This is a genomic window from Pseudonocardia ailaonensis (genome assembly GCF_039531635.1).
GTDB lineage: Bacteria > Actinomycetota > Actinomycetes > Mycobacteriales > Pseudonocardiaceae > Pseudonocardia > Pseudonocardia ailaonensis.
On record NZ_BAAAQK010000005.1, the window covers coordinates 832356 to 857442 of the forward strand.

Annotated in this window: 20 protein-coding genes and 1 pseudogene; 11 read left to right on the forward strand and 10 right to left on the reverse strand. The window is 71.3% G+C overall.

Annotated elements, in window-relative coordinates; genetic code table 11:
* The first annotated feature begins 49 nt into the window (after positions 1–49).
* The 6 genes from ABD324_RS12750 to ABD324_RS12775 all read left to right on the forward strand — a co-directional run bounded on the left by ABD324_RS12750 (position 50) and on the right by ABD324_RS12775 (position 7698).
* Positions 50–1291, forward strand: coding sequence for a cytochrome P450 (locus tag ABD324_RS12750; protein ID WP_344415842.1), 1242 nt, complete (start codon positions 50–52; stop codon positions 1289–1291).
* 53 nt (positions 1292–1344) lie between these two features.
* A complete protein-coding gene (locus tag ABD324_RS12755; RefSeq protein WP_344415844.1) occupies positions 1345–2448 on the forward strand; it encodes an ABC transporter substrate-binding protein in 1104 nt (367 codons plus the stop codon).
* A 57-nt stretch (positions 2449–2505) separates the two neighbouring features.
* On the forward strand, positions 2506–3573 hold the full coding sequence (locus tag ABD324_RS12760; RefSeq protein WP_344415846.1) for a VOC family protein: 1068 nt from the start codon (positions 2506–2508) through the stop codon (positions 3571–3573).
* A 610-nt stretch (positions 3574–4183) separates the two neighbouring features.
* On the forward strand, positions 4184–5104 hold the full coding sequence (locus tag ABD324_RS12765; RefSeq protein ID WP_344415848.1) for an ABC transporter substrate-binding protein: 921 nt from the start codon (positions 4184–4186) through the stop codon (positions 5102–5104).
* 114 nt (positions 5105–5218) lie between these two features.
* Positions 5219–6193 carry an alpha/beta fold hydrolase gene (locus tag ABD324_RS12770; RefSeq protein ID WP_344415850.1) on the forward strand — a complete coding sequence of 325 codons (975 nt, stop codon included), beginning with the start codon at positions 5219–5221 and terminating at the stop codon, positions 6191–6193.
* 41 nt (positions 6194–6234) lie between these two features.
* A complete protein-coding gene (locus ABD324_RS12775) occupies positions 6235–7698 on the forward strand; it encodes a GAF domain-containing protein (protein ID WP_344415852.1) in 1464 nt (487 codons plus the stop codon).
* Positions 7699–7741: 43 nt separating this feature from the next.
* Here the strand turns inward: ABD324_RS12775 and ABD324_RS12780 are convergent, their stop codons facing one another.
* The 3 genes from ABD324_RS12780 to ABD324_RS12790 are packed head-to-tail and all read right to left on the reverse strand — an operon-like array spanning position 7742 to position 10679.
* A complete protein-coding gene (locus ABD324_RS12780) occupies positions 7742–8407 on the reverse strand; it encodes a LutC/YkgG family protein (protein WP_344415854.1) in 666 nt (221 codons plus the stop codon).
* A complete protein-coding gene (locus ABD324_RS12785) occupies positions 8404–9924 on the reverse strand; it encodes a lactate utilization protein B (RefSeq protein ID WP_344415856.1) in 1521 nt (506 codons plus the stop codon). The genes ABD324_RS12780 and ABD324_RS12785 overlap by 4 nt, the downstream gene beginning before the upstream one ends.
* Positions 9921–10679 carry a (Fe-S)-binding protein gene (locus ABD324_RS12790; protein ID WP_344415858.1) on the reverse strand — a complete coding sequence of 253 codons (759 nt, stop codon included), beginning with the start codon at positions 10677–10679 and terminating at the stop codon, positions 9921–9923. The genes ABD324_RS12785 and ABD324_RS12790 overlap by 4 nt, the downstream gene beginning before the upstream one ends.
* Before the next feature lie 137 nt (positions 10680–10816).
* Here ABD324_RS12790 and ABD324_RS12795 point away from each other — a divergent pair, with 137 nt between their 5' ends.
* Positions 10817–11542, forward strand: a complete 726-nt coding sequence (locus tag ABD324_RS12795; RefSeq protein WP_344415860.1) for a FadR/GntR family transcriptional regulator — start codon at positions 10817–10819, stop codon at positions 11540–11542.
* 82 nt (positions 11543–11624) lie between these two features.
* Here ABD324_RS12795 and ABD324_RS12800 read toward each other — a convergent pair whose 3' ends face one another.
* Entirely contained in the window at positions 11625–12185 is a 561-nt protein-coding gene (locus ABD324_RS12800) for a hypothetical protein (RefSeq protein ID WP_344415862.1), read from the reverse strand.
* Here ABD324_RS12800 and ABD324_RS12805 point away from each other — a divergent pair.
* Complete coding sequence (locus ABD324_RS12805; protein WP_344415864.1) at positions 12184–13068, forward strand: substrate-binding domain-containing protein; 885 nt, start codon at positions 12184–12186, stop codon at positions 13066–13068. The two genes, ABD324_RS12800 and ABD324_RS12805, sit on opposite strands and share 2 nt — an antisense overlap.
* A 226-nt stretch (positions 13069–13294) precedes the next feature.
* Here ABD324_RS12805 and ABD324_RS12810 read toward each other — a convergent pair whose 3' ends face one another.
* Complete coding sequence (locus ABD324_RS12810) at positions 13295–15559, reverse strand: arylsulfatase (protein ID WP_344415866.1); 2265 nt, start codon at positions 15557–15559, stop codon at positions 13295–13297.
* Between the two features lie 260 nt (positions 15560–15819).
* Between ABD324_RS12810 and ABD324_RS12815 the strand changes: the two are divergent.
* Together ABD324_RS12815 and ABD324_RS12820 are read left to right on the forward strand one after the other, a co-directional pair.
* A pseudogene (locus tag ABD324_RS12815) lies at positions 15820–16260 on the forward strand (SDR family oxidoreductase); the annotation flags it as partial.
* On the forward strand, positions 16257–17723 hold the full coding sequence (locus ABD324_RS12820; protein WP_344415868.1) for a rhamnulokinase: 1467 nt from the start codon (positions 16257–16259) through the stop codon (positions 17721–17723). The pseudogene ABD324_RS12815 and the gene ABD324_RS12820, both read left to right, overlap by 4 nt.
* A gap of 548 nt (positions 17724–18271) precedes the next feature.
* Here the strand turns inward: ABD324_RS12820 and ABD324_RS12825 are convergent.
* The 3 genes from ABD324_RS12825 to ABD324_RS12835 form a co-directional block, all read right to left on the reverse strand.
* Positions 18272–19096 carry an SDR family oxidoreductase gene (locus ABD324_RS12825; RefSeq protein WP_344415870.1) on the reverse strand — a complete coding sequence of 275 codons (825 nt, stop codon included), beginning with the start codon at positions 19094–19096 and terminating at the stop codon, positions 18272–18274.
* Between the two features lie 25 nt (positions 19097–19121).
* On the reverse strand, positions 19122–20060 hold the full coding sequence (locus tag ABD324_RS12830) for an aldolase/citrate lyase family protein (RefSeq protein WP_344415872.1): 939 nt from the start codon (positions 20058–20060) through the stop codon (positions 19122–19124).
* Positions 20061–20312: 252 nt separating this feature from the next.
* Positions 20313–21761, reverse strand: coding sequence for a sensor histidine kinase (locus ABD324_RS12835; protein WP_344415874.1), 1449 nt, complete (start codon positions 21759–21761; stop codon positions 20313–20315).
* A gap of 52 nt (positions 21762–21813) precedes the next feature.
* Between ABD324_RS12835 and ABD324_RS12840 the strand changes: the two genes are divergently transcribed.
* On the forward strand, positions 21814–22455 hold the full coding sequence (locus tag ABD324_RS12840; RefSeq protein WP_344415876.1) for a response regulator: 642 nt from the start codon (positions 21814–21816) through the stop codon (positions 22453–22455).
* Between the two features lie 61 nt (positions 22456–22516).
* Here the strand turns inward: ABD324_RS12840 and ABD324_RS12845 are convergent, their stop codons facing one another.
* Together ABD324_RS12845 and ABD324_RS12850 are read right to left on the reverse strand one after the other, a co-directional pair.
* The gene (locus ABD324_RS12845; protein ID WP_344415878.1) at positions 22517–23440 is read right to left on the reverse strand and encodes an alpha/beta hydrolase; all 924 of its coding nucleotides are present in this window, start codon (positions 23438–23440) and stop codon (positions 22517–22519) included.
* A 30-nt stretch (positions 23441–23470) separates the two neighbouring features.
* Positions 23471–25084 (reverse strand): flavin-containing monooxygenase, encoded by a 1614-nt coding sequence (locus tag ABD324_RS12850; protein WP_344415880.1) that lies wholly within the window; start codon positions 25082–25084, stop codon positions 23471–23473.
* Positions 25085–25087 lie beyond the last annotated feature (3 nt).

The following is a 25087-nucleotide window of genomic DNA, read 5'->3' on the forward strand; positions in this document are numbered from 1 at the left end:
CGGCGCCCGCGCCCGGGCCGTCATCCGGCATCAGGAAGGACTGCAAGCCATGGTGACCGACTCGTCCACAGGGACCGCCGTCGACAGCGTCGAGGACGAAGCCCGCTGGTACTTCACCGGCTCCGATCCCCGCCACGAGGCGTTGCGCCGGAACCCGTACCCCTTCTTCGACCGCCTGCGGGAGCACGCGCCCGTGCTCGAGGTGACCGAGGGGAAGTGGCTGGTCTCGTCCTACGAGGGGGTCAACGACCTCCTGAAGGACAACCGCTGGTCCCGCGTGCCGCAGATGAGCGAGGCCGACATGCGGCTCGCCGACCGGGTGTTCCTGCGGAACGTCGCCTCGTACGACTCGCCCGACCACGAACGCTTGCGCAAGACCGTCGCCCCGGCGTTCACCGCGGCAGCCGTCCGCCGGCGGGGGGAGCTCATCCGGCAGCTCGTCGCCGAGCAGCTCGACGCGGTCCGCGAGCTCGACGGCTTCGAGTTCTACCGGGACTTCGCCTTCGCCCTGCCCGTCCAGATCATCTGTCGCCTCCTGGGAGTGCCCGCCGAGCGCCAGGACGACTTCCTGACCTGGTCCCAGATCATGGTCGAGGCGCAGGAGCCCGGCGTGCACACCGCGGAGATGCTGGAGGCCGCGGACGTCGCGGCGGCGCAGTGCCTCGAGTTCTTCGAGGAGCTGATCGAGGAGAAGCGCCGGCAGCCGGACGACTCGCTGATGACGATGCTCGTCGAGGCGTCCGTGGCCGAGGACTCCAAGCTGAGCCTGGAGGAGGTCGTCGCGATGTGCGTGGCTCTCCACGTGGGCGGCCACGAGACGACGGCAAACCTGATCACGAGCGGTATCTACCTGCTGGCCAACAACCCCGAGGCCTACCGGGCGGTGCAGGCGGACCCTTCCCAGGTGCCCGCAGCGATCGAGGAGATGCTGCGCTTCGAGCCTCCGGCCCGGAACAGCCTGCACCGCATCGCCCCGGAGACCATGGAGCTCGGCGGTCAGCGGATCGAGAAGGGGTCCGAGGTCTACGGCCTGATCTGTGCCGCCGGCCGCGATCCCGAGGTCTATACCGACCCGCACCGCTTCGACATCGCGCGGCCGAAGAACCGCCACCTCACCTTCGGCCTCGGCATGCACTTCTGCGTGGGGGCCGCGCTGGTGAGGTTCGAGGCGAACGAGGTGTTTACGGCCCTGGCCCGGGAGCCCCGCGCCCTGCAGGTGGACGGCGACCCCGTCTGGCGGAACTCCTTCATCATCCGGGGCCTCCACTCGCTCCCGGTCTCCTGGGAGTAGCAGGCAGCAGCCGACCCGTTCACGTCACAGGACCATCGAAGGAGAGAGCAAGGATGTTCCGTTCCGGTCGATGGCGGTGGGGGATCACCATGGGCGCGGTCGCGCTGATGGCGCTGACCGCATGCGGATCCGGAGGGTCCGCCTCGGGCCCGGTGGAGGCCGACGGAGGCGGCCCGGCCTCGGTGGGTCAGGGCCCCGGCACCCCGAACCCCAGCCCGCTGAAGGAACGCACCACGGTGACGGTGCTCTACTCCACCGCGGCCACCTCCTTCATGAGCGTCCTGATCGCGAAGGAGATGGGCGAGTTTGAGAAGGAGAACCTCGACGTCGAGCTCCGGACGGTGCCGACCACGGACGGCGCCGTGCTGGTCGCCCGCGGTGAGGCCGACGTGCAGATGGCCGGGTTCAACGCCTCGGCGCTGAACCTGCTCGCCCAGTCCTCGGCCCCGATCAAGTACGTGACGTCGGCCAGCGTCGAGGAGCCCCCCACGGCCGGGCTGTACGTGAACAACCAATACGTCAAGGACGGCCACGTCGATCCGGCCGCGATCCGCGGCCAGTCGCTGATGTTCGGTCCCGGTGGCGGTGGGCTGGGCAATCCCGGCGCACTGCAGTGGTACACGCACGCGACGAAGAACGGCATCCCGCTCGACGCCGTCACGCCTGCGGTCCTGAGCAGCTCCACGGACGGGGCGATCGCCATGCTCAACAACCGGATCGCGGGGGGCGGGTTGTTCACCTCCGCCGCGCGCCTGCTGGATGCGCAGAAGGACCGTTTCACGATGGTGGAGCACAACGCGGCCGCCGCCGTCTACGTGGCGAACAGCGAGTGGTTGAAGGACCAGCCGCAGGTCGCCGCGGCCTTCTTCCGGGCCGTGATGCGTACCAACCGCACCTACCTGCAGGGCGACTACCTCGAGAACAAGAACGTCCTCGACATCGAGGCGAAGCTGCTCGGGTCGACCCCCGAAAACGTGGTGGCGGACGGGCTGGCGCGCTACTCGCCGGACCTCGACTCCTCCGTCCCGAAGGGACTGTTCCCGAGCTACCAGGACCTGTCCCGGGCAGCCGGGGTGCTCTCCTACGGGGCGCCGCTTCCCACGGACAAGGCATTCGACGACACCCCGGTACGTGATGTCCTGCAGGGCAAGTACTAGCCGGCCGGGTGCGGTCCCGGTCGCCCACGACCCACCGCACGAGAGGAAGGCTCCTCGATGAGCTCTTCGGGCAGCGGGCCGCGGCCCGCCAGTCTGCGACCCTGGATCAACCGGATCTCCCACATCGTCGTCAACGTGTCGGACCTCGAGCGGGCCCGCGAGTTCTGGGAGCGCCACACCCCGATGCGGGTGTTCGGTCGGACGCGGTCCCCGGTCCAGTCGTTCCCGGCGCTCGGCATCGACCGCGGGCAGTTCACCGGGTACCTGTTGCGCGACGCCTCCGACGGCGGCGTCGTCACCCCGACCCAGAACTCCCACAACCCGAACTACTGCGCGGTTCATCTCGTGCAGTGGCTCACCCCCGAGCCGGTCGGCCGTCCCTACGACCGCGCGTCGCAGATCGGGTGGTACCGGCTGGCCTTCCGGTCCGAGCGGCCGACCCGGGTGGTGTACGACGAGCTGGTCGCCGCCGGCGTCCAGCCGTTCAGCCCGCCCGCCGAGGACGTCACCGCGATCGCCTTCCCCGACCCGGACGGGATCGTGCTGGAGTTCGTCGACCGGCGGCCGGGTGCGGCACCCGCCTCCGTCGATCGTCTGGCCCACCTGGCCAGCAGCTCCAAGGACGTGAACGAGACGATTCGCTTCTACCGCGACCTCGTCGGCGTCGACCACACCGCCAGCGTCTCAGGGCCGCCGGTCACCAACACCTTCGACGCCTACGGGGGCAAGGCCGGATACGACGCGGCCTTCTTCGCCGCCCGTGGGGACCCCCGGCTGTTCCTCGACCGCCTGTCGTGGACCGGTGGCCCGGAGAACTCCGGGATCCCCTACGAGAGCGGTCTGCATCTCGGCTTCCAGCGCCTGGCCCTGGAGGTGGACGACATCGACGCCGCGTACGCCACGCTCGTCGAGCAGGCGGCGCAGTTCCCGGGCGTCCGCGTCTCGGGTCCGCCCGAGGAGTGGGACTTCGGGCCCGACTTCGGCGGGACCCGCCGGGTCGTGGTGTTCACGGACCCGGACGGGGTGGGTCACGAGCTCATCTCGGCCATTCCGTACTCCCTCGCGCTGCCCCTGCCCCGCCCACTGAGCATGCCCGAGGTCGTGGTCCCGGGCGTTCGGGAATGACTGGGCTCCGCAGAGCGGGCCGGCGTCGCCGGGCCTGACCGCAGCACCCTCCGCACGTCCTCGCCGACCGGAGGGGCCGACCACCCCGGCTCCTCCGGTCGGCGTCGTACGTCCGGACCGGTGAGCCGGCACCCGCGGTGCCCGGGCTCGTGCTGATGCCGGTTCAGCTCGACCGGACATCCTTCCCGCGTCGGCGGGAACTGGGATTGACATGAACTCAATACAGGTTACGCTATGCGACACCGCGAGCGGGACGTTTCGGCAGTGGGCTCACCCGCCGGAGGTTCGATCGCTCGCGGTGGGTGTCCGCGCAGCACGACGCACGCCTCGGTCGAGGCGCCCCGGGGCCGGTGAGCGGAGCGGCCCCGCGCAAGGAACGCACAGCCCCACGAAGTCCACAAAGGAGTCCGTGATGTTCCGTTCTGGTCAATGGAGACGGGGGCGGCAACTGGGGGTCGCCGTCACGGCGATCGCGCTGATTGCCCTTTCCGCATGTGGATCCGGAGGATCCGGCGGCTCCACGAACACGGTCGCCCAGGGGGGTGGCCCGGCGTCGGTCGGCTCCGGGCCCAACACGCCGAAGCCGAGCCCGCTCAAGGAGCGCACGAAGGTGACGGTGCTGTACTCAGCGCCGGCGCAGACCTTCATGAGCGTGCTGCTCGGCGCCCAGATGGGAGAGTTCGAGAAGGAGAACCTCGACGTCGAGCTGAAGCAGGTCCCGACGACCGACGGCGCCGTCCTGGTGGCCCGGGGCGCGGCGCAGGTGCAGATGGCCGGATTCAACGCCTCGGCGCTGAACCTGCTCGCCCAGAACCCGTCGCCCATCAAGTACGTGACCACGGCCTGCCAGGAGGAGCCTCCCGCCGCGGGTCTGTACGTCAACAACGACTTCGTGACGGACGGCCACGTCGACGCCACCAAGATCAAGGGCCAGACGGTCATGTTCGGCTCCGGCGGCGGCGGCCTCGGCAACACGGGTGCGCTGCAGTGGTACATGCACGCCAAGGAGCACGACATCCCCCTGGACGCCGTCACCCCGGCGACCATCAGCAGCGTGACCGACGGGGCCATCGCCCTGCTCAACAACCGGATCGCCGGTGCCGGGCTGTGGAGCGCCGCCGCGCGCCTGCTGCAGCCGCAGAAGGACCGGTTCACGATGGTGCAGCACAACGCGGCCACGGGAACCTTCCTGGCGAGTGCCGAGTGGCTCAAGAACCAGCCGGAGGTCGCGGCCGCGTTCTTCCGGGCCGCCATGCGCACGAACCGCACCTATCTGCAGGGTGACTACCTGAACAACCAGAAGGTGGTCGACGCCGAGGCCAAGATCCTCGGCACCACGCCGGAGAACCTGGTCGCCGACGGTCTGGCGGGCTACGCCGCCGACCTCGACCCGAAGGTGCCGAAGACGTACTTCCCGGTCTTCCAGGACCTGTCCCGGGCGGCCAAGGTGCTGTCCTACGACAAGACCCTGACCGTCGAGGACGTCTTCGACTCCAGCCCCGTGGACAACGTCCTGCAGGGCCGGTACTGAGTTCCGACGGTTCCCGCCCCTACCTCTGGACCTCGCAGTACCGTCGCTGACCGTCGACGACCGGAAGGACCGATACCCATCAGCGCGAACAACCCCGCCGGGATCCACACCGAGATGATCCCGACCAACGGCCTCCGCCTGCACGCGGCCCACGAGGGGGAGGGGGAGCTCGTCGTCCTGATCCACGGGTTCCCGCAGAGCTGGTACGTCTGGCGCAACCAGGTGCGTCCCCTGGTCGAGGCCGGCTACCGCGTGGTGGCTCCCGACCAGCGTGGCTACGGCCTCAGCGACCGTCCCCCGGGTGTCGAGGACTACGACATCCGGAAGGTGTCGGCCGACATCGTCGGGCTGGCCGACCACCTCGGCGCCGAGAAGTTCACGGTCGTGGGCCAGGACTGGGGCTGCATCACCGCGTGGCACGTGGCGCTGCTCTACCCCCACCGCGTCCGCGGTGTCCTCGGCTTCTCCGTTCCCTACGTGCCGAAGATGCTCCGCAACTGGGCCGAGCCGGCGATGCACGCCGACTCCTTCTGGTACGCCCGCTACTTCCTGCAGCCGGGTGTCGCGGAGGCGGAGTTCGACGCCGACCTCACGAACAGCCTGATGTGGATGTGGTACGCCGCGTCGAGCAACGACAGCGGCAAGGACATGGCCGAGATCATCAGCGGCGGGCCGAAGGACCGCACGCTGTTCGACGGTCTCGGGCCGGCCCCGACCTCCATCCCGGGACACAGCCAGGCCGACATCGACTACTGCCTGAGCCTCTACCGCGAGTCGGGGATGCGCGGGCCGCTCAACTACTACCGGAACATGCCCCGCATCCGCGAGCTCACGCCGTGGCTCGAGGAGGCGCGCATCCTGGTGCCCGCCATGTTCGCCTACGGCAGTGACGAGCCGGTCACGCGCCGGACGGCCGAATTCGACACGACCCTGTCGAAGGCGCCGCTCGACCAGCAGGAGGAGTACTTCGCGCAGCTGCTGGACAAGGTCTGCATCCCCGACGCGGGGCACTGGCCGATGGTCGAGCAGCCCGATGCGGTCACGAAGCTGGTGCTCGGGTTCCTCGGCGAGGTCGCACCGGCCACCTGAGGTCCGTGGGTGTCGGCGTCCGGGTCGACGAGGAGGTGTGGGTGACGGTCGAGCGGAGCGTCGTCGTGAGCCCGCGGTTGTCCGCGTCCTGGCGGCGGAGCAGGGACTACGGTGCCCCGGTGGACGCGGTCGATCCCGTGTTCGCCGGGGGCGTCGACGACGAGTCGCTGTACTTCCGGTGTGGGCACGAGGTCCTCCGCGGGCTGAAGGAGGCCCTCAGCGGCGAGCCCGTCAGCATGATGCTGACGGACGCCGACGGCCTGGTGCTCAGCCGGATGTGCGACGAACCCGCCCTGACCCGGGCGCTGGACGCCACGCACCTCGCACCGGGGTTCGCCTTCTCGGAGCGGGAGGCGGGGACGAACGGGCTGGGCCTGGCCCTCGCCGACCGCGCCCCGTCGCTGGTCCGCGGCTCCGAGCACTACTGCACCGGCTTGTGGGGGTACACCTGCGCCGCCGCGCCGGTGATCGACCCGGTGCACCACCGCCTGCTGGGCAGCGTCAACCTCACGACGTGGACCCACCGGTCGGACGCGCTCCTCCTCGCGCTGGCCCGGACGGCCGCCGCCCACATCTCCGCCCTGGTCACCGGCCACGGCACCGTCCCGCAGCGGACCCCCAGGGGCGAGGTCTTCCGCGTCGTCCCCGCCGGCCGGTACGGACCCGATGCCGTCGGCGCGGGGAAGTCCTGGGACGACGCGCTCGCCACGGTCGTCGACGCGGTCCGGACGGGCCGGACCGCCGGAGTGGTCGGGGAGCCGGGCGTCGGGAAGACGGCGTTGCTCAGGACGGCGCTGCGGGAGGCCGGCCGCGACCGGAGGATCCTCGAGGCGAGGCCGCCCGACCAGCGCGATCTGGAGCCCTGGCTCGCGTTGTGGGTGCCCGAGCTGCGGAAGGGGTGGGCCGAGGTCATCGTCGGCGGGGTCGATGCCCTGCCCCTGTGGGCGGCCGCGGAGCTGGCGCGGATCGTGTCCGGCGCCCCGGGCGTCTCGCTGGCGGTCACCGCCTCCGACGTCGCCGCCGTCCCGGACCCCCTCGTGAGCCTGCTCGACGTGGTCGTGGAGCTCCCGCCGCTGCGCCTTCGCCCGGACGGCATCAGCCCGCTGGCCGAGCACCTCGGACGGTGCGCACGCGGGACCGACGTGCGGTTCACCCCCGCGGCCGCGCGTGCCCTCGCGGCCTTCACCTGGCCGGGCAACGTCGGTCAGCTCCGCCGGGTGGTGAGCGACGCGGTCCTGAAGAGCGACGTCGTGGACTCCGGGCACCTCGCCCCGGAGGTCCTCTGCGGTCCGGGCCGGGTCCTCACGCGGCTCGAGACCCTCGAGCGGGACGAGATCGCCCGGGCCCTCGCCCAGCCGGGGGTCACGGTGGCCCAGGCCGCCGAGAGCCTGGGGATGAGCAGGGCCACGGTGTACCGCAGGATCAGCCGGTACGGCATCCGCCCGGGGCCGGCGGGAGAGGCCGGTCCCCGCCGGGGTCCCGCCCGCCCCCTGCTGCGGGGCTGACGGCCGAGCTCCTCGGGCCGGCGGCGTGGGTCCGCCGCCGGGCTCAGTCCGCGGCGATCAGGACGTGCAGCGTTCGAGGACCGTGGACTCCCTCGACCCGGTCGAGCTCGATGTCGCTCGTCGCGCTCGGTCCGCTGATCCACGTCTGGGGGCGCAGCGGGTCCAGCTCGGCGATCGCCTCCGGCACACCGTGCCGCACCTGGTGCTCCCGGACCAGGCACAGGTGCAGGTCCGGGATCAGGCTGGCGGCGCGGCGACCCTGGCCGGGCCCGTGGTCCAGCACGACGGTCCCGGTCTCCGCGACGGCGACCCGGGCCGTGGTGAGGACCGCGTCGCAGCGGTCGAGCTCGGCGATCGGCACGTCCGGCCCGTCGAGGACGACCTCGATGCCCACGTCGATGCCCACCTCGTCGCCGGTCGGGACGAGCCCGTCGGGGAGGTCGCGCGGCACCAGCAGCCGCGCGGTACCCGGCGCGGTCCGCTCCGCGAGCGCCGCGCGGACAGCCCCGGCGACCTGGTCCGCGGAAATCCGCTCCACCGTCGCGCGGTAGTCCGCCACCCGCTCGGCGAACAGCGACACGACCTGCTCGAGGGTGAGCAGGCGGGAGGGCTCGGCCCGCACCACCGGCACGTCGTCGGCGGGGTCCCCGGCCGGTACGTCGGCCAGGGCCCGGCGTGCGCGCTGCAGGATCGCCTCGCGAGAGCTCACGGCTGCCCGTCCTTCCCGGGGCGCTCGGTGCGCCCTCCGTCGGTGCGCTCCCAACACGCGCGGAACGACTCCGTGGCCGGCAGCGGGATGTCCCGCGCAGCGGACCACCCCGCACCTGGGCCGGGGACGGACCCCAGCACCCGGCGTCCGCCGGGCGTCCGGCGGGAGAACGCCGACGCGATCCGGCCACCCGCTGTCGCGACTCGTTCGGCGGCCTTCGTCCGGCCCGCCGTCGCGAAGGTCCACGAGGCGAGCTTCATCGCGGTGTCCTGTGCCGACGGCAGCCGCGTGGCTGCCCTCCTGCGGTCGACGACCCGGCTCCGCAGGTGGACGAGCACCTCCGGGATGTCGATGCGCACCGGACAGACCTCGAAGCACGCACCGCAGAGGCTCGATGCGTACGGCAGGGAGTCGGCCTGGGGGTTCGGCGGCCCGTCGCCGGCCGCGCCCCGCAGCTGCGGGGTGAGGATGGCGCCGATGGGGCCCGGGTAGACCGAGCCGTAGGCGTGGCCGCCGGTGCGCTCGTACACCGGGCACACGTTCAGGCAGGCCGAGCAGCGGATGCACCGCAGCGCCTGCCGGCCCGTGGGGTCGGCCAGGACCGTCGTCCGGCCGTTGTCCAGCAGGATGACGTGCACCTCCTGCGGCCCGTCGCCGGGTGTCACCCCGGTCCAGGTCGAGGTGTACGGGTTCATCCGTTCCCCGGTCGACGAGCGGGGCAGGAGCTGGAGCATGACGTCCAGGTCGCGGTAGGTGGGCAGGATCTTCTCGATGCCGACCACGGAGATGAGCACCTCGGGCAGCGTCAGGCACATCCGGCCGTTGCCCTCGGACTCCACGACGGTCAGGGTTCCGGTCTCGGCGACGGCGAAGTTCGCGCCCGACACGGCGACCCGGGCGCGCAGGAACTTCTCGCGCAGGTGGGCGCGAGCCGCCTCGGCGAGGTCGGTGGGCTCGTCGGACACGCCTGCGGGCGCGGGACGCCCGGCCCGGCCCATCTCCCGCAGGAAGATCTCGCGGATCTCCGCGCGGTTGCGGTGGATGGCGGGGACCAGGATGTGGCTGGGCAGGTCGTCGCCCAGCTGCACGATGAGCTCGGCGAGATCGGTCTCCCAGGCGCGGATCCCGGCCTGCTCGAGGGCCGTGTTGAGATCGATCTCCTGGGTGGCCATCGACTTGACCTTCACGACCTCGTCGGCACTGTGGCGGCGGGCGATGTCGACGACGATGGCGTTGGCCTCGTCGGCGTCCTGCGCCCAGTGCACGGTGGCGCCCGCGGCCGTCAACGAGGCTTCCAGCTGTTCGAGGTACTCCGGCAGGTGGCGCAGGACGCGGTTCTTGATCGCCTCGCCGGCCAGCCGCAGCTCCTCCCACTCGGCGACCTCGGAGACGACGCCGGAACGCTTGGTGCGGATCACCCCCGTCGCGTGCGCGAGGTTGCGGCGCAGCTGGCTGTCCGACAGGGCCGCGCGCGCCGCCGAGGGGAACGCGGGAGTGCCGAGGAAGGTGCCGCTCATCGGCCGGCCACCTCGACCGTCGGCGTGGACCCGGTCTGTGCGAGCACCTCGGCCAGATGCATCACCCGTACCCCCGAACGTTGGCGGGAGAGCATGCCCCCGATGTGCATGAGACAGGAGTTGTCGCCCGCCACGAGGACCTCGGCGCCGCTCTCGCGGACCCGTCGTGCTTTGTCGCCGCCCATCGCGACCGAGGTGTCCGCGTTCTTGACCGCGAACGTCCCCCCGAACCCGCAGCACTCGGCGGCCGCCGGCAGATCGTGCAGCCGCAGCCCCCGCACCGCTCGCAGGAGGCGGGTCGGACGGTCGCCGACGCCGAGCATGCGCAGCGAGTGGCAGGTCGGGTGGTAGGTGACGTGGTGCGGGAAGTAGGCACCGACGTCCACGACCCCCAGGACGTCGACCAGGTACTCGGTGAGCTCGTACACCGGCGCCGCCTGCTCGACCGCCCTCACGAGCCCCGGGTCCCCGGAACGCTCGGCGACGAGGCGGTGCTGGTGCCGCACGGATCCCACGCACGAACCGGACGGGGCGACGACCGCGTCGCAGTCCTCGAACGCCTCAAGGTGGTTGCGCACCAACGGAACGGCCTCGTCGAGGTAGCCCGTGTTGACCATCGGCTGGCCGCAGCAGGTCTGTTCGGGCGGAACGTCGACCTCGACGCCCAGCCTCCGCAGCAGTATCACCACTGCCCGCCCCGTCCCGGGAAACAGGGTGTCGTTCAGGCAGGTGACCATCAGTCCGACGCGGGTCATCGGGCCTCCTGGGTCCTCGGTGACGGAAAAGTACGATGGTCGGACCAAGGCAGCGCTATGGTACAACCAAAGCAACCCAGGGGACGTTGTACCGTCCCACCCGGCGGAGGCCGGCGGGGCGGCGATGAGGGGGTCACATGACATCCGGTGATCGTCCGCGGCCGGGCACGTACCAGGTCGTCCTCGACCACGTCGAGCGACTGTTGACCTCCCACGAGCTCCGGCCGGGCGATCGGCTCCCCCCGGAGCGGGAGCTCGCAGCACAGCTGGGAGCGAGCAGGCAGGCCGTCCGGGAGGCCATGCGCGTGCTGCAGACCCAGGGGGTGATCCGGTCGCAGGTGGGGACCGGCGACCGGTCGGGGACGATCGTCGTCCCGGCCCCCGCCCGGGCACTGGGCAGGGTGCTGGCGCTGCACCTCGCGCTCGAGTCGTTCCCGGTCGACGACGTCATCGAGGCGCGCATCCTGCTGGAGGGCTTCGCCGCGGGTCGTGCTGCGCGGCGCCGCACGGCCAAGGACCTCCTGCGGATCCACGCCGAGCTGGACGCGATGGAAGCCGACCTCGACCCCTTGGCGTTCAGCCACGCCGACGTCGCCTTCCACGTCGCCGTCGCGGGCACGGCAGGCAACCGGCTCGTCGACGAGCTGACCGTGGCCATCCGGGAGTCCCTGCGTGGCCGACTCCTCACGGCGATGACGGCGCCGGGGGACTGGGCGGGTCTGCGGGAGCGGCTGCGGCGCGAGCATGAGGGGATCTACTCCGCGATCTCCGACGGCCGGGGCTCCCGGGCGGCGGACCTCATGGAGGCCCATGTCCGCGACTTCCACGAGGACTTCGGCTCCGGGCCCGACGCAGGGTCCTGACCAACAGCCCTGTGTGAGCCAGGTGCCGCCTTGACCGGCCCGGGCCGTTGTGCCACTGTTGCTCGAATCGAGTTCAACTCAGTTAGATGAGTATCGACAGTGCCGTCAGATTGCTCGTGACTTCCCCACGGTTCGCCCACCGGGCCGCCGAAGGCGACGCTCGAGTGCACCTGACGACCGGTCCGGACGGACGGGGGTGCATGAGGAGCTGACCACGCAGCCCATGTCCCGCCGCGATCGCCGGCCGCGAACCGTCGGATCGTGGACGACCGATCCGTTCCCGCATCGTCGAGTCCACCCCGTCGACCGGCCGGTCGATCCCGGCACCGTCGCCGCGTGGTTGTCCGGGGCGGCCGAGGATCGTGTTCTCGGGCCCACCGTTGAGGAATCCGAACCAGTCGAGGAACAACATGGTTGATGTCGTAGTCAGGTGGCGAAGGATCTGCGTCGCCGTGCTCAGCGCGGTACTTCTCGTGGCGGTGGCGAGCTGCGGCTCGGCCGGGACATCCTCGTCGGGCACCTCGGCCGGCGGTGGTGGAGGGCCGGCCTCGGTCGGTACCGGTCCGAACACGCCGCAACCACGGCCGCTGGCCAAGAGGGCCAAGGTCACGGTGCTGTACTCCGCACCGGCCCAGTCGTTCATGAGTGTCCTGTTGGCGGACCACTTCAAGGAGTTCGACAAGGAGAACCTCGACGTCGAGCTGCAGATCGTCCCGACGACCGACGGTTCGGTCCTGACGGCGCAGGGGAAGGCGCAGGTCCAGCTCTCCGGGTTCAACGCGGCGGCGTTCAACCTGCTGGCCCGGGACAACTCACCCCTCAAGTACACGACCACCGCGGCGCAGGAGCAGCCTCCGAGCGAGGGGCTCTACGTCAACAACGACTTCGTCAAGGACGGCAATATCGATCCGGTGAAGATCCGCGGTCAGCAGGTGTCCTTCGGCCCCGGTGCGGGGAGTTTCGGTAGCCCGGGGGCCGGCAGTTTCTACCTTGCGGCGAAGAAGGTCGGTCTGCCCCTGGACTCCGTCGTGCTGGCGAACATCCCGGGTTCCATCGACGTCGCGAACGCCCTGATCCGGGGGCAGATCGCCGGTGGCTCGCTGTTCGGTGCGGCGGTCAATGTCCTGCAGCCGGAGAAGAGCCGGTTCACGCTGGTCCAGCAGAGTCCGCCCATCGCCCTGTTCCTGTCGAACTCGCAGTGGCTCAAGGACGAGCCCGAGGCGGCGGCCGCCTTCTTCCGGGCGATCATGCGGACGAACCGCACGTACCTGCAGGGGGACTATCTCGCGGACAAGACCGTCCTGGACGCGCAGGCGCAGATCCTGGGCTCGACACCCGAGAACGTGATCCAGAGCGGCCTCGCGAAGTACTCGGCCGATCTCGACGCCGCGAACCAGAAGCAGCTCTTCCCGGTGTACCAGAACATGTTCCGGGAGGCCAAGGTGCTCTCCTACGACAAGACCCTCACGGTCGACGACATCTTCGACGAGTCGCCGGTGGCCGCGGTCCGCGACGGCAAGTACTGACCGTGAGAGTTGCGGTGCCCACCCGTCGTCGGCGGGGAGGTTCCTGAACCGGCTGGGCCGTCCTCGTCGACGGTCGACGCGCCGGCCGTGACCCGTCGGGACCGACCAGGTCGCCTCGTCGCACGACCCCCGGTCCGACCCCCGCCCCCCGGCAGCACACCCGGGGGCGCACACGACCGATCCCCGTGGCGGTCCGCCACGGGGATCGGTGTCGTCGTGGGTGCGGTCAGTCCGCGACGAGAGCGCTGCCGAGACTCGGCGTGCCGTGTTCCGGGTCCGCAACCTCGAACGTCACCGTCTCGATGGTCCCGTTCCAGGTGAACGGCGGCCGGTACGCCGGGGTGACCGGGAAGCCGCTGTCCCGCCCGATGCTCAACGGCGCGTCGCCGATCTGCCAGCGACGGGGCATGGACTCGGACAGGCCCCTCTCGGCGACGACCTCGCCGTCGACGCGCAGCGTGAGGCGACCGTCCCCGTCCCCGCAGCGGTACTCCAGCCCCAGCTCGTGCCGGCCGCGACCGAGGGTGCAGGGGGCGCCGAGGCCGATCTCCGAACCCGCCCGGTTCAGCACGTAGCGGTAGTCGCCGTCGACGACCAGCAGGGCCCAGCCGTTGTTCCAGTTGCCCTGCGCGCAGAGGATGCCCGACGGCTCTTCGTCGCCGACGTGGACGACGGCGGACACGGTGAACCCGCCCGCGAGCGGGGCCGAGCACCGTTCCGGGACGGGGGAGCCGCCCGGCCGGTACACGTAGGTCTGCCGCGACGGCATCGGCGACGGGCCCAGGTGGACGTCCCTCTTCGGCGCGCCGAACACGTCGAGCATCGGGAGGACGTTGTTCCGGCCGGCCTCCGCCCACCACAGCCGGACCAGCTCCTCGGCCCGTTCCGGGTGGGTCTCCGCGAGGTCGTTCGCCTCGGCGAAGTCGTGTGCGGTGTCGAACAGCGACCAGTGGTCGGTGCCGAAGTCCCGGCTCCCCTCGACCTTGTCCTCGACGGCGAACCCGGAGGCCATGTGGTCGGTCACGACCCGCCAGCCGTCGTGGTAGAGGGCCCGGGAGCCGTACATCTCGAAGTACTGGGTGGTGCGTGTCTCCGCGGCGCCGTCCCGGAGCGTGGCCGCGAAGCTCGTGCCGTCGAGGTCGCGCAGCGTGGACCGGGGCTCCGCGCCGGCGAGCTCGCACAGGGTCGGCATGATGTCGACCGCGTGGCAGAACTGGCTCCGGACCTGTCCGTCCTGCTCGACCCCGGCGCCCCAGCGCACGATGAACGGCACCCGGGTCCCGCCGAGCCAGGTGTAGCGCTTCCACAGTCGGAACGGCGTGTTGCCGGCCCAGGCCCAGCCCCACGGGTAGTGGTTGTGCACACGGTGCCCGCCGAGCTCGTCGAGGTGTGCCAGGTTCAGGGCCACGTCGTCGGGCAGCCGGTTGACCAGCCGGTGCTCGTTCACACTGCCCACGTCGCCGCCCTCGGCGCTGGCCCCGTTGTCCGAGGTGACCACGATGACGGTGTCGTCGAGGATGCCGAGCTCCTCGAGCGTGGCGACGATCCGGCCGATGCAGTGGTCGGTGTGGGTCATGAACCCGGCGTACACCTCGTGCATCCTCGCGAACAGCCGGCGCTCGTCGGGGGACAGCGAGTCCCAGGACTGCACCCACGAGGGCCGGTCGCTCGCCGCCGAGCCCGCCGGGACGACACCGAGCTCCTGCTGCTTGGCGAATACCTCGTCCCGCCAGTCGTCCCAGCCCCGGTCGTAGGCGCCCCGGTAGGGGTCCGACCATTCCTCGGTGACCTGGTGCGGCGCGTGCATCGCACCCGGGGCCAGGTAGCAGAAGAACGGCTTGTCCGGACGGACGTGCTGCTGGTCGAGAATCATGCCGATCGCGGTGTCCGCCAGGTCCTCGGACAGGTGGTAGCCCTCCTCGGGGCGACGGGGCTGGTCGACCATCTGGTTGTCGCGGACGAGCGTCGGCGCCCACTGGTTGGTCTCGCCGCCCAGGAACCCGTAGAAGCGCTCGAACCCCAGCCCCAGCGGCCACCGGTCGAACGGTCCCACCGCGCTGGTGTCCCAGCGGGGGATGAGGTGCCACTTGCCCACGGCGAACGTGCTGTAGCCCGCGCGGCGCAGGGTCGCCGGCAGCGCCTCCACCCCGTCCGGGATCCGCCCCGTGTACCCGGGGTAGTCGATCGGGTGGTCGACCAGCGCGCCCATGCCGACCGCATGGTGGTTCATCCCCGTCAGCAGGCTCGCGCGCGTCGAGGAGCAGATGGAGGTGACGTGGAAGTTGTTGTACCGCAGGCCGTCCCCGGCGAGGCGGTCGAAGGTCGGTGTACGGATGTCGGAACCGAAGCAGCCGAACTGGGCGAACCCGACGTCGTCCAGGACGATCATGAGGATGTTCGGCCTGCGGCCCGGGTCCGCCGGTCGCCGCAGCCGGGTTCCGTATCCGGCGGGATAGACGCCGGGGCTCTCAGCGACCGTCGGCGGAGACACCTGCGCCTGATCCTGAGCTGAATTCATGTTATTGATCGTGGCATCGGCGCGCGAAGGGTGTCAAGGATTGCGCGACCCCGGCGCGAGTGTGGTGGAAGGGCTGGTGGCCGGCCGGGTCCGCCCGGCCCCCGACCGACGTAGGATTCGCCGTTGCTGGCGGAGCGATCTGGACGGGGTGTCGAGCCGGGATGTGCCGGGATGTGCCGAGGTCGCGTCGGACCGGGGAGCGCTGACATGTCGTCCGAGGAGGCACCGGCGACGTCTCCCGCGAGGCCGCCCGGATCATGGTCGAGCAGGGGATGGGCGGTGACATCGTTTACATCTCCAGCAAGAACGCCGTGTTCGCCGGCCCGAACAACGTCGCCTACGGCGCGACGAAGGCCGACCAGGCCCACCAGGTCCGGCTGCTCGCCGCCGAGCTCGGCCCGCACCAGATCCGGGTCAACGGGATCAACCCCGACGGCGTCGTCCGCGGGTCCGGGATCTTCGCCGGCGGCTGGGGCGCCTCGCGCGCCGCGGTGTATGGGGTGGAGGAGGACAAGCTCGGCGAGTTCTACGCCCAGCGGACCCTCCTCAAGCGCGAGGTGCTGCCGGAGCACGTCGCCGCCGCGGTCCTGGCCCTCACCGGCGGGGACCTGACCCGCACGACCGGGCTGCACGTCCCGGTGGACTCGGGCGTCGCGGCTGCGTTCCTGCGATGACGGTGCGGGTCGCCGCGGTCGACCTCGGCGCGTCGAGCGGTCGCGTCATGGCTGTCGAGGTCGGGCCCGGCGGCGTCGCGCTCTCCGAGGTGCACCGCTTCCCCAACGGGCCGGTGCAGGTCGGACCGACCCTGCACTGGGACGTCCTCGGCCTCCACCAGGGGATCCTGACCGGCCTGCGGCGCACGGCGCACGGGGGTCCGCTCGACGCGGTCGGCATCGACTCATGGGCCGTCGACTACGGCTTGCTCGACGCGACCGGCGCCCTGCTCGGCAACCCGGTGCACTATCGCGACGCCCGCACCGACGGGGTCGCGGCGCGGGTGCACGAGCGGGTCCCCGCGGAGGTCCTCTACGGGACGGCCGGGGTCCAGGTGCTGCCGTTCAACACCGTCTACCAGCTCGTCGCGGCCACGGGGACCCCGCAGCTCGCGGCGGCCGAGCAGCTGCTGCTGATCCCGGACCTGCTGACCCACTGGCTCACCGGCGCCCGGGTCGCTGAGGTCACCAACGCCTCGACGACCGGTCTGCTCGACGCCCGTTCGCGGGCCTGGGCCACGACCCTGATGGGGCGCCTGGGCCTCGATCCCGTGCTGTTCGCCCCGCTGGTCGAGGCGGGGACGGTCGTCGGCGGGCTGACCGCGCCGGTCCGCGCGGAGGTGGGCGTGGACCGGCCCGTCCCGGTCGTCGCGGTGGGTTCCCACGACACCGCGTCGGCCGTGGTGGGCGTGCCCGCCGCCACGGACCGGTACGCCTACATCGCGACCGGGACGTGGTCGCTCGCCGGCGTCGAGCTGCGGGCCCCGCTGACCTCGGAGGAGGGCCGGGCCGCCAACTTCTCCAACGAGCTCGGCGTCGACGGGACCGTGCGCTACCTGCGCAACGTCATGGGGCTCTGGCTGCTGCAGGAGTGCCTGCGGTCCTGGGGCGACCCCGCCCTCGGCCCGGTGCTCGCCGCGGCCACGCAGGAGCCCGGTCTCGCCGCGGTCGTGGACGCGGGCGATCCCGGCTTCCTGGCGCCGGGGGACATGCCGGCCCGGATCCGGGCCGCGTGCGTACGGGCGGGGTATCCGGAGCCGGCGTCGCGGCCCGCCCTGGTGCGCTGCATCCTGGACAGCCTCGCGCTCGCGCATCGGCGGGCGGTGCGGGACGCGGTTCGCCTGTCCGGGCACGAGGTCGAGATCGTGCACGTAGTCGGGGGCGGGGCCCTCAACACTCTGCTGTGCCGGCTGACCGCGGACGCCTGCGGGCTGCCCGTCCTGGCGGGGCCGGTCGAGGCCGCCGCCTACGGGAACGCGCTGGTCCAGGCCCGGGCGCTCGGCGCGGTCGCGGGTGGGCTGCCCGAGCTGCGGGCGCTGCTGCGGGCCTCGGTCGAGCTCGCCCGGTACGAGCCGGGCGGAGATTCCGCGGCGTGGGATCGGGCGGAAGAAATTGCTCGGGGTGTGAGCCGTTGCGGGGGCTGATCGTCTCGCCGTCGATCGTGATCGGCCGCAGGCTGACAACACATGCCACCCCGGAGATGGCCTCGGATGTGCTGCCCCGGCGCTCAGTGGTGGATCAAGCTCGGCGTCGGTCACCTGTACTCGGCTGGTGCTGGACAGCGCCGGTTGTCGTCGGGATCCTCTGCTGCCGTCGCAGCCGAGTGTCAGACGACCAGACGTGAGGCATGGAGCCATTCGTGGTGCGAAACTCTGCGCGTGGTGCGAGTTGTAGAGGCTGCAGAGAAACCCTCCGGTGGTGTAGTTGCTGGTGAGAGGCTTGTGAGGGTCTCGACAGAATCCTGGCAGTCAAGGGGTCAGGGGTTCGAATCCCCTCAGCTCCACCCTTCTGATCAGGCCCGATGAGTCTCCTGACTCTCGGGCCTGTTGCGTTCGGGGCGGTTCGTGCGAACGGTCACCGACCTCGAGGTTCTGCACCGCGGGCCCGAGCGCCTCGCCGACCCCCCTCGTGGCCCGGGACGGCGGGAAGGAAGCGGCAGGAGCCGGGTTGCGCTCGATGAGATCGGTCTCGCTCAGTCGACGTACTCGCCTGCGTGGTCGAGAGCCGCGACCAGTCCGTCGTGCCGGCGAACGAGCCAGGACCGGATCTCGGGATGGGTGAGGATGTAGAGGTCGTTTCGCCGGACTCCGTCCACGACACGCCGGCCCACCTCGGCGGGATCCATACCGCCCTCGCGCCCGGACTGGCCGCTCGCGTCCGCAGGCGGGGTGTCGACGTCCGGTAGCCCACGCACCGGTCGCGAGGTGCGCCACAGCCTGCTCCGGACCGATGCGGGGCACAGGACCGAAACGCCGACTCCCTGGTCGGACAGCTCCGCTCGCAGGGCTTCGCTGAGGCCGACCACGGCGAACTTCGTCGCCACGTACGGCCCCAGGGCCGGTATGCCCAGCAGGCCCCCGACCGAGGCGGTGTTGACGATGTGCCCCCCGCCGTCGGCGAGCAGCGAGGCCAGCGAGGCGTGGATGCCGTTGTAGACGCCGGTGAGGTTGATGTCGACGACCTTGTCCCAGAGCGTCGGCTCGATCGTCTCGAACGGCATGCCGAGCGTGCTCACGCCGGCGTTGTTCACCAGGACGCGCAGCTCGCCCCAGGTCTCCCGCACGAGATCGACCGCCGCCGCCCACGCGGCCCGGTCGGTGACGTCCAGCTCCACCCCGAGGACCGCATGCCCCCGAGCCTTCAGATCGTCGACGGTCCGTCCGAGCTCGACCGTGTCGATGTCCGCCAGCGCCACCCGGGCGCCTTCGGCGAGGAGCGCCTCGGCGATCCCGAGGCCGATGCCCCCTGCGGCACCCGTGACGAGTGCGACGGACCCGGTGAAGTCTGTGACCGGCATGACCGTGGTTCCTTCCCGTGTCTCGCTAGCGCCCGACGGCCCGGCGGGCCTCGTCGGACAGCGGCGATGTGGCGATCGCCTGGGGGCCGAGGGTGAAGAACGCGCGGGCGCCCCGCGCGAAGTCCGCCTCCACCGACCGGTAGTTGTTCATCCCGACGGGCAGCCCGAACTCCCGCCCGGCCGAGAGCACCGCCTCGATGCCCGCCTCGGTGGCCGGCTGCTCCCCGCCGTAGGGCGGCTCGCCGTAGGAGATCGACATGTCCCCGCCGCCGGCCCAGAGGATGCACCTGACGCCCGCCTCGGTCAGTCCCTCGGCGATCGCACGGACGTTGTCCACCCCGCGCCTGCTCTCGATGATGAAGATCAGAAGGAGCTCACCGAGGGGGTCGAGGCCCCAGATGTCCGAGCGCGCCTGGTAGTCGTGCGGGTCCAGCCCCCAGTACCGGGCGGGAACGGCGGGGCTGTAGCCGCGCAGGCCCTCCGGATGGAGATCCCGGGCGTCGGGGTGCTGTGCGTAGCGCGCGGCGGCAACGGCCCCCAGCGCCTGCTCGGGCGTCTCGACGTGGGGCAGCATCAGCCCGGCGACGCCCATGTCGAGGACCTGTTTGGTGACCCAGGTGGTGGAGTCCCGTCCGCCGGGCGGGATCCGGGCGATCACCGGCTTGATCGCGCCGCGGCCACCGGTGACGAGCGTCGCCGGGTCGAGCAGGTCCCAGAGGAACCTGCGGAGCTGCCCGAGGTCGTAGGGCTGGTGCTCGAGGTCGTAGAGCAGGAAGTCGTAGTGAGGACTGGCCTGCAGGGAGGCGGCGACCTGGTAGTCGGCGCCCACACCGTAGTAGTTGGCCCACACGGAGAAGATCGGCTTGTCGGCCTCGAGAAGCTCGATCAGGGGGTTCACACGCGCGTGCGCGGCGTCGGTCACGAGGTGGTGCTCCTTGCTCGTCACGTCTCCGGATGTGTCCACCGGGCCATCCGGGGACGAGGGGGTCGGAGCTGCTTCGCCACCGGCCGAGCTCGCCTTTCCGTTACCCCTCCGCGTGAGACGGCCGGGCCCGCCGGCATCGGGAAGGCGGCGGCGCTGTCCGAGGTGGACACCGCTCTGATCTGCCCGACCGGGATCCACGCCGTGTGCCCAGCCTCGCAGCGGCCCGAGCCCGCCTGCGTCTGCGGTGTGTCGCCTTCTCGGTGCGACATACGTCTCGATGCCGCCGACCGCCTACTGCCGTGTGTCCGACTGCTCGGGGGAGCGCTCGTCGAGGGCCTGCTGGGCCACCGCCCATTCCGACTTCAGCTCCGCAGGCACCACGACGGTGAGGGTGGCTCCGGCGGACGACACGTCGAGGGTGAGCACGCCGCCGCGTTCCTCGATGATCCGGCGTAGCAGGTCGAGGCCCGCACCGGTCCCCGAGGGCACCGTGGCGGCGGGGGGACGCCCGTCGTCGGCCACCACCAGTCGCAGGTTCCGGGTCGAGGACTCGAGCGTGGCGGACACCGTGATCGTCGTCGGGTGGGCGTGCTTGAGCGCGTTCCGGAACGCCTCGGCCACGATCCGGACGACGTCGTCGGCGAAGGCGGAGCTGAGCAGGTCCCAGTCGATCTCCCGGTCGAAGTGCACATGGGCGGTCGACCGAAAGTGGACGTCCTCGGCGAGCTCGCGCAGCCGCTCGGCCGGGCCGACGTCGCCGGTGTCCTCGTCGGGGCTCGCTATGACGGCGCGGATTCCGCTGACCAGGCGCTCGGTGAGCGTCTTCGTCGTCGCCATGTCGGCCGGTGAGACCGGGCCCGTCCCCGCGGTGAGCCGGGCGACCTCCAGAGACAGAACGAAGACGTCCTGTGCCACTGTGGCGTGCAGGTCGTCGCGCAGCTTGGCCCACGCCGCCTCGGCACCGTGCGCACGGGTACGCCGGTTCGCGTCGGAGTAGCGCAGGGCCAGAGTCAGCCGGTCGGCGAGTGTCCACCATCTGACCACGCGGGCGGCGTCCAGCTGCTCCGATCGGGTCCAGATCCCCGACAGGACTCCGATCACGCGGCGGCCCACGGCCAGCGGTATGGCGACGTAGGCACCCTCGCGCCCGTCCGCGAGCAGGGCGCCCACCGGGGCGAAGCGCTCGTCGCGGCGAGCGACGGCGAACCAGTCCGGATCGATGATCATCCGGCGCTCGTCGAACGCCTCCCAGATGATCATCGGAGCGCCGTTCCGCCGGGTGCGCTCCATCGCCGCCAGAGCTCGGTGGGAGATGGACTGCCCGCCCGCGAAGGTCGGGTCGCCGGTCGAGTCGATCAGGATCACGAGCGGGTCCGCGAGCCCGCTGGCCTCCACGAAGTCCGCAGCCAGGTCGCGGACCGTGCCGTCCATGGTCGTCGAGCCCGTCACGGACAGGAAATGGGCCGCGTCGGTCCGCTGCAGCTCGGTCCAGGTCAGCACCGGCCCGGGATCCGGGAATCCCTCCAGCAGCCAGTGGGTGCCGCTCGGCCCGATGCGCCAGATCAGATCGCGGTCGGGCGTGCTGTCCCAGGCATGCCGTCCCCCGCTCGGGACGAGGACCGACCGGCGGGCCGTGGCGAGGTCGAACAGCCGCCGGTCCCCGTCGACGAACCGGCCGTCGGGATGCACGCGGGCCCATGAGAACGGGGCGGGCGCCCGGTCCGTCATCGGCTGGTCCACATCGCGGTAGTGTGCCGCACACCGGCAAGTCCGCCGGCTCCGGAGGCGTCCGTTGTCGAAGATCCGCACCTACCTCGTCGACGACCACGAGATCGTCCGTCAGGGCCTGCGGGCGTTCCTCGAGAGTGCAGGGGACGTCGAGGTGGTCGGCGAGACGGCGGACGGGCGGCAGGCCCTGCGCGAGATCGACGAGCTCGCCCGAGCGGGGTGTCCGGCGGACGTGGTCGTGACCGACCTGCTGATGCCCGAGGTGGGCGGGCTCGAGATCGCTCGTGGCGTTGTCGAGCTGGGGGCCCCCACCCGGGTCGTCGTGCTGAGCGCGTACGGGGACTCCGACCGCGTCCGGCGGGCACTCGCCCAGGAGGTCTCCGCGTACGTGATGAAGTCCAGCAGGCCGGACACCATCCTGGCTTCCGTCCGGGCCGCGGCGAAGGGCGAGCAGTACCTCGACCCGGCCCTGGCCCTGCGGCTCGTGCAGGCCGTGGACGGCCGCACCACTCCCGCGCTGACGAAGCGGGAGCACGAGGTCGCGGCGCTCGTGGCGGAAGGGAAGTCGAACCTCGAGATCGCGGCCGACCTCTTCGTCTCCGAACGGACCGCTCGCACCCACGTGAGCCACATCCTCACGAAACTCAACTTCAGGTCGAGGGTGCAGCTCGCCCTGTGGGTCCGCGGCGACGGCCCGGATCCGTGACGTCCCCTGGAGGCGAGGCGTCTCCAGCTCGCCCCGGGGTGTGTCGGCCGGTGCGGGTGGCTCAGCCCAGGCCGTTGTCGATGGCCCCGACGACGTAGTCCATGCCGGCCTCCGCACCCGGCAGAGCTCCGATCATGGTGAAGAAGCCGTGCATCTGGCCGGCGAACCGGCGATGCTCGACCTGCACACCCGCCTTGATCATCCGAGTGGCGTAGATCTCGCCCTCGTCCCGAAGGACGTCGTGCTCGGCGGTGAGGACGACCGCGGGGGGCAGCCCCGCGAACGCGCCCCGGAGCGGTGAGGCGTCCGCATGCAGCCGCGCGACCTCGTCGGGGGCGTAGTGGTCCCAGAACCAGGTCATGGTGTCCCGGCTCAGCAGCAGCTGGTTCGCCGGGTCCTCGTAGCTGGTCGTACTCAGGTCGCAGTCCGTCACCGGGTAGACGAGGACCTGCAGCGCGGGCAGCGGCGTCCCCCGGCGAACCGCTCGCTGGGCGACGACCGCGGCGAGGTTCCCTCCCGCGCTGTCACCGGCGACGACGACCGGAGCCGTCCCGCCCGCCAGCTCGTCGAGGCGTTCCAGCGTCCATGTGTAGGCGGCCCAGGCGTCGTCGACCGCGGTGGGGAAGCGGTACTCCGGTGCCGTCCGGTACCCCACGAGCACAACCGTGCAGCCGGTGCGGTCGGCCAAGGTGCGGCCGACCGGCTCGGCCTCGTCGGTCCCGCCGAGCACCCAGCCGCCGCCGTGGTACCAGACGATGACACCGCGCACCTGTTCGGCGGGCGTCAGGATCCGCACCGGCACCGCGCCGCCGCTGACCAGGACACGGGTGTTGCGGACGCGGTGCATGGCGGGCCCCGGTCCGCCACGCCCGCCCATCGTCGCCACGAAGTCCCTGGCCTGCTCGGGAGCCATCTCGTGCAGCGGCTTCGCGTCCAGCTGGGCCATCTGCTCGAGCAAGCCCGCGCTTGCCTCGTCGAGCGCCATCGTCGTCTCCTCCGTCTCGATCCGTCGGGGTCAGACCCGGGTCCGGCCCGCGGTGAGCGCGAACCCCGGGTAGCCGCTCGCTGCGACGTCATCGCACTTCTTGCGGTAGTTGCCGACCCCGCCGACGTAGGGCAGGAAGACGCGCGGCTTGCCCGGGATGTTGGCGCCCATGTACCACGACGCCGCCCGCGGGTAGAGCGTCCCCGACGCGACCTGCTGGACGTGATCGGTCCACTGGTCGGCGGCCTCGCGAGTCGCCTCGACCCGCTCGATCCCCTGTTCGCGCAGGTGGATCAACAGGTTGCCGATCCACTCGGCGTGCTGCTCCGTGGACACCGGCATGTTGCTGACCACCGACGGGCTACCGGGACCGGTGATGGTGAACAGGTTGGGGAAGTCCGGAATCGCCACGCCGAGATAGGTGCGAGGGCCCTCGCACCAGGCGTCGGTCAGCGCGGACCCGTTGCGGCCGATGACGTTCAGTGCGGTGAGCGGACCGGTCAGGGCGTCGAAGCCGGTCGCGTAGACGATCACGTCGAGCTCGTGCAGGCCCGCGGTCGTGCGTATGCCGGCCTCCGTGATCTCCTCGATCGGCGACCGCCGCAGATCGACCAGTGACACGTTCGGGCGGTTGTAGGTGACGTAGTACCCGGTGTCCAGCGGCATCCGCTTGGTTGCGATGGGGTAGCCCCGAGGCGTGAGCAGCTCCGCGACCTCCGGGTCGTCGACCAGCTCGCCGATCTTGCCCCGGACGAAGTCCGCCGCGGTGGCGTTCGACTCCTCGTTGAGCAGGATGTCGTTGAACGTGCCCAGCCCGAACTGGTAACCGCCCTGCTCCCAGGCCGCCTCGTAGCGGGCGCGCCGCTCCTCGGCGGTGACCTCCATCGCCGAGACGTCGGTCGGGGTGTACGGGATGCCGGCCGACGACAGCCGTGCTCGCCGCCGCCACTCCGGGTAGTTCTGCTTCCAGAGCTCGACCATCCGAGGATCGAGCGGACCGTTCGCGGCGGGCAGCGTGAACTGCGCTGTCCGCTGGAAGACGGTCAGGTGGGCGGCCTGCGTCGCGATGACCGGGATCGCCTGGATCCCGGACGCGCCGGTGCCGATGACACCGACCCGCTTCCCTCCGAGGTCGACCGGCTCGTGCGGCCAGGCGGCGGTGTGCAGCGTCCGCCCCGCGAACGAGTCCGCACCCGGGATCTGCGGAACGTTGGCCGCCGACAGGCATCCGACGGCGGTCACGACGAATCGGGCGGTCCACTCGCCGCCCGCCTCGCCACGGATGGTCCACAGGTTCGTGTCCGCGTCGAAGGTCAGGCGGTCGACCCGGGTGTCGAAGGTGAAGTCCTTGTGCAGGTCGAGCAGCTCGGTGACCCTCTCCAGGTAGCGCAGGATCTCGGGCTGGGCGGGGTAGCGCTCCTGCAGCGGCCACTCCTGCTCCAGCTCGGGCAGGAAGGAGAAGGAGTAGTACATGACCTCCGAGTCGCAGCGCGCGCCCGGATACCGGTTCCAGTACCAGGTACCGCCCGGGCCGCTGCCCGCCTCGAGGCCGTGCACGGCGAAGCCCGCTTCGCGGAGCTTGTAGACCATGTGCAGGCCGGCGAAACCGGCTCCGATCACCAGGACGTCCACCGTGTCGCTCATCGT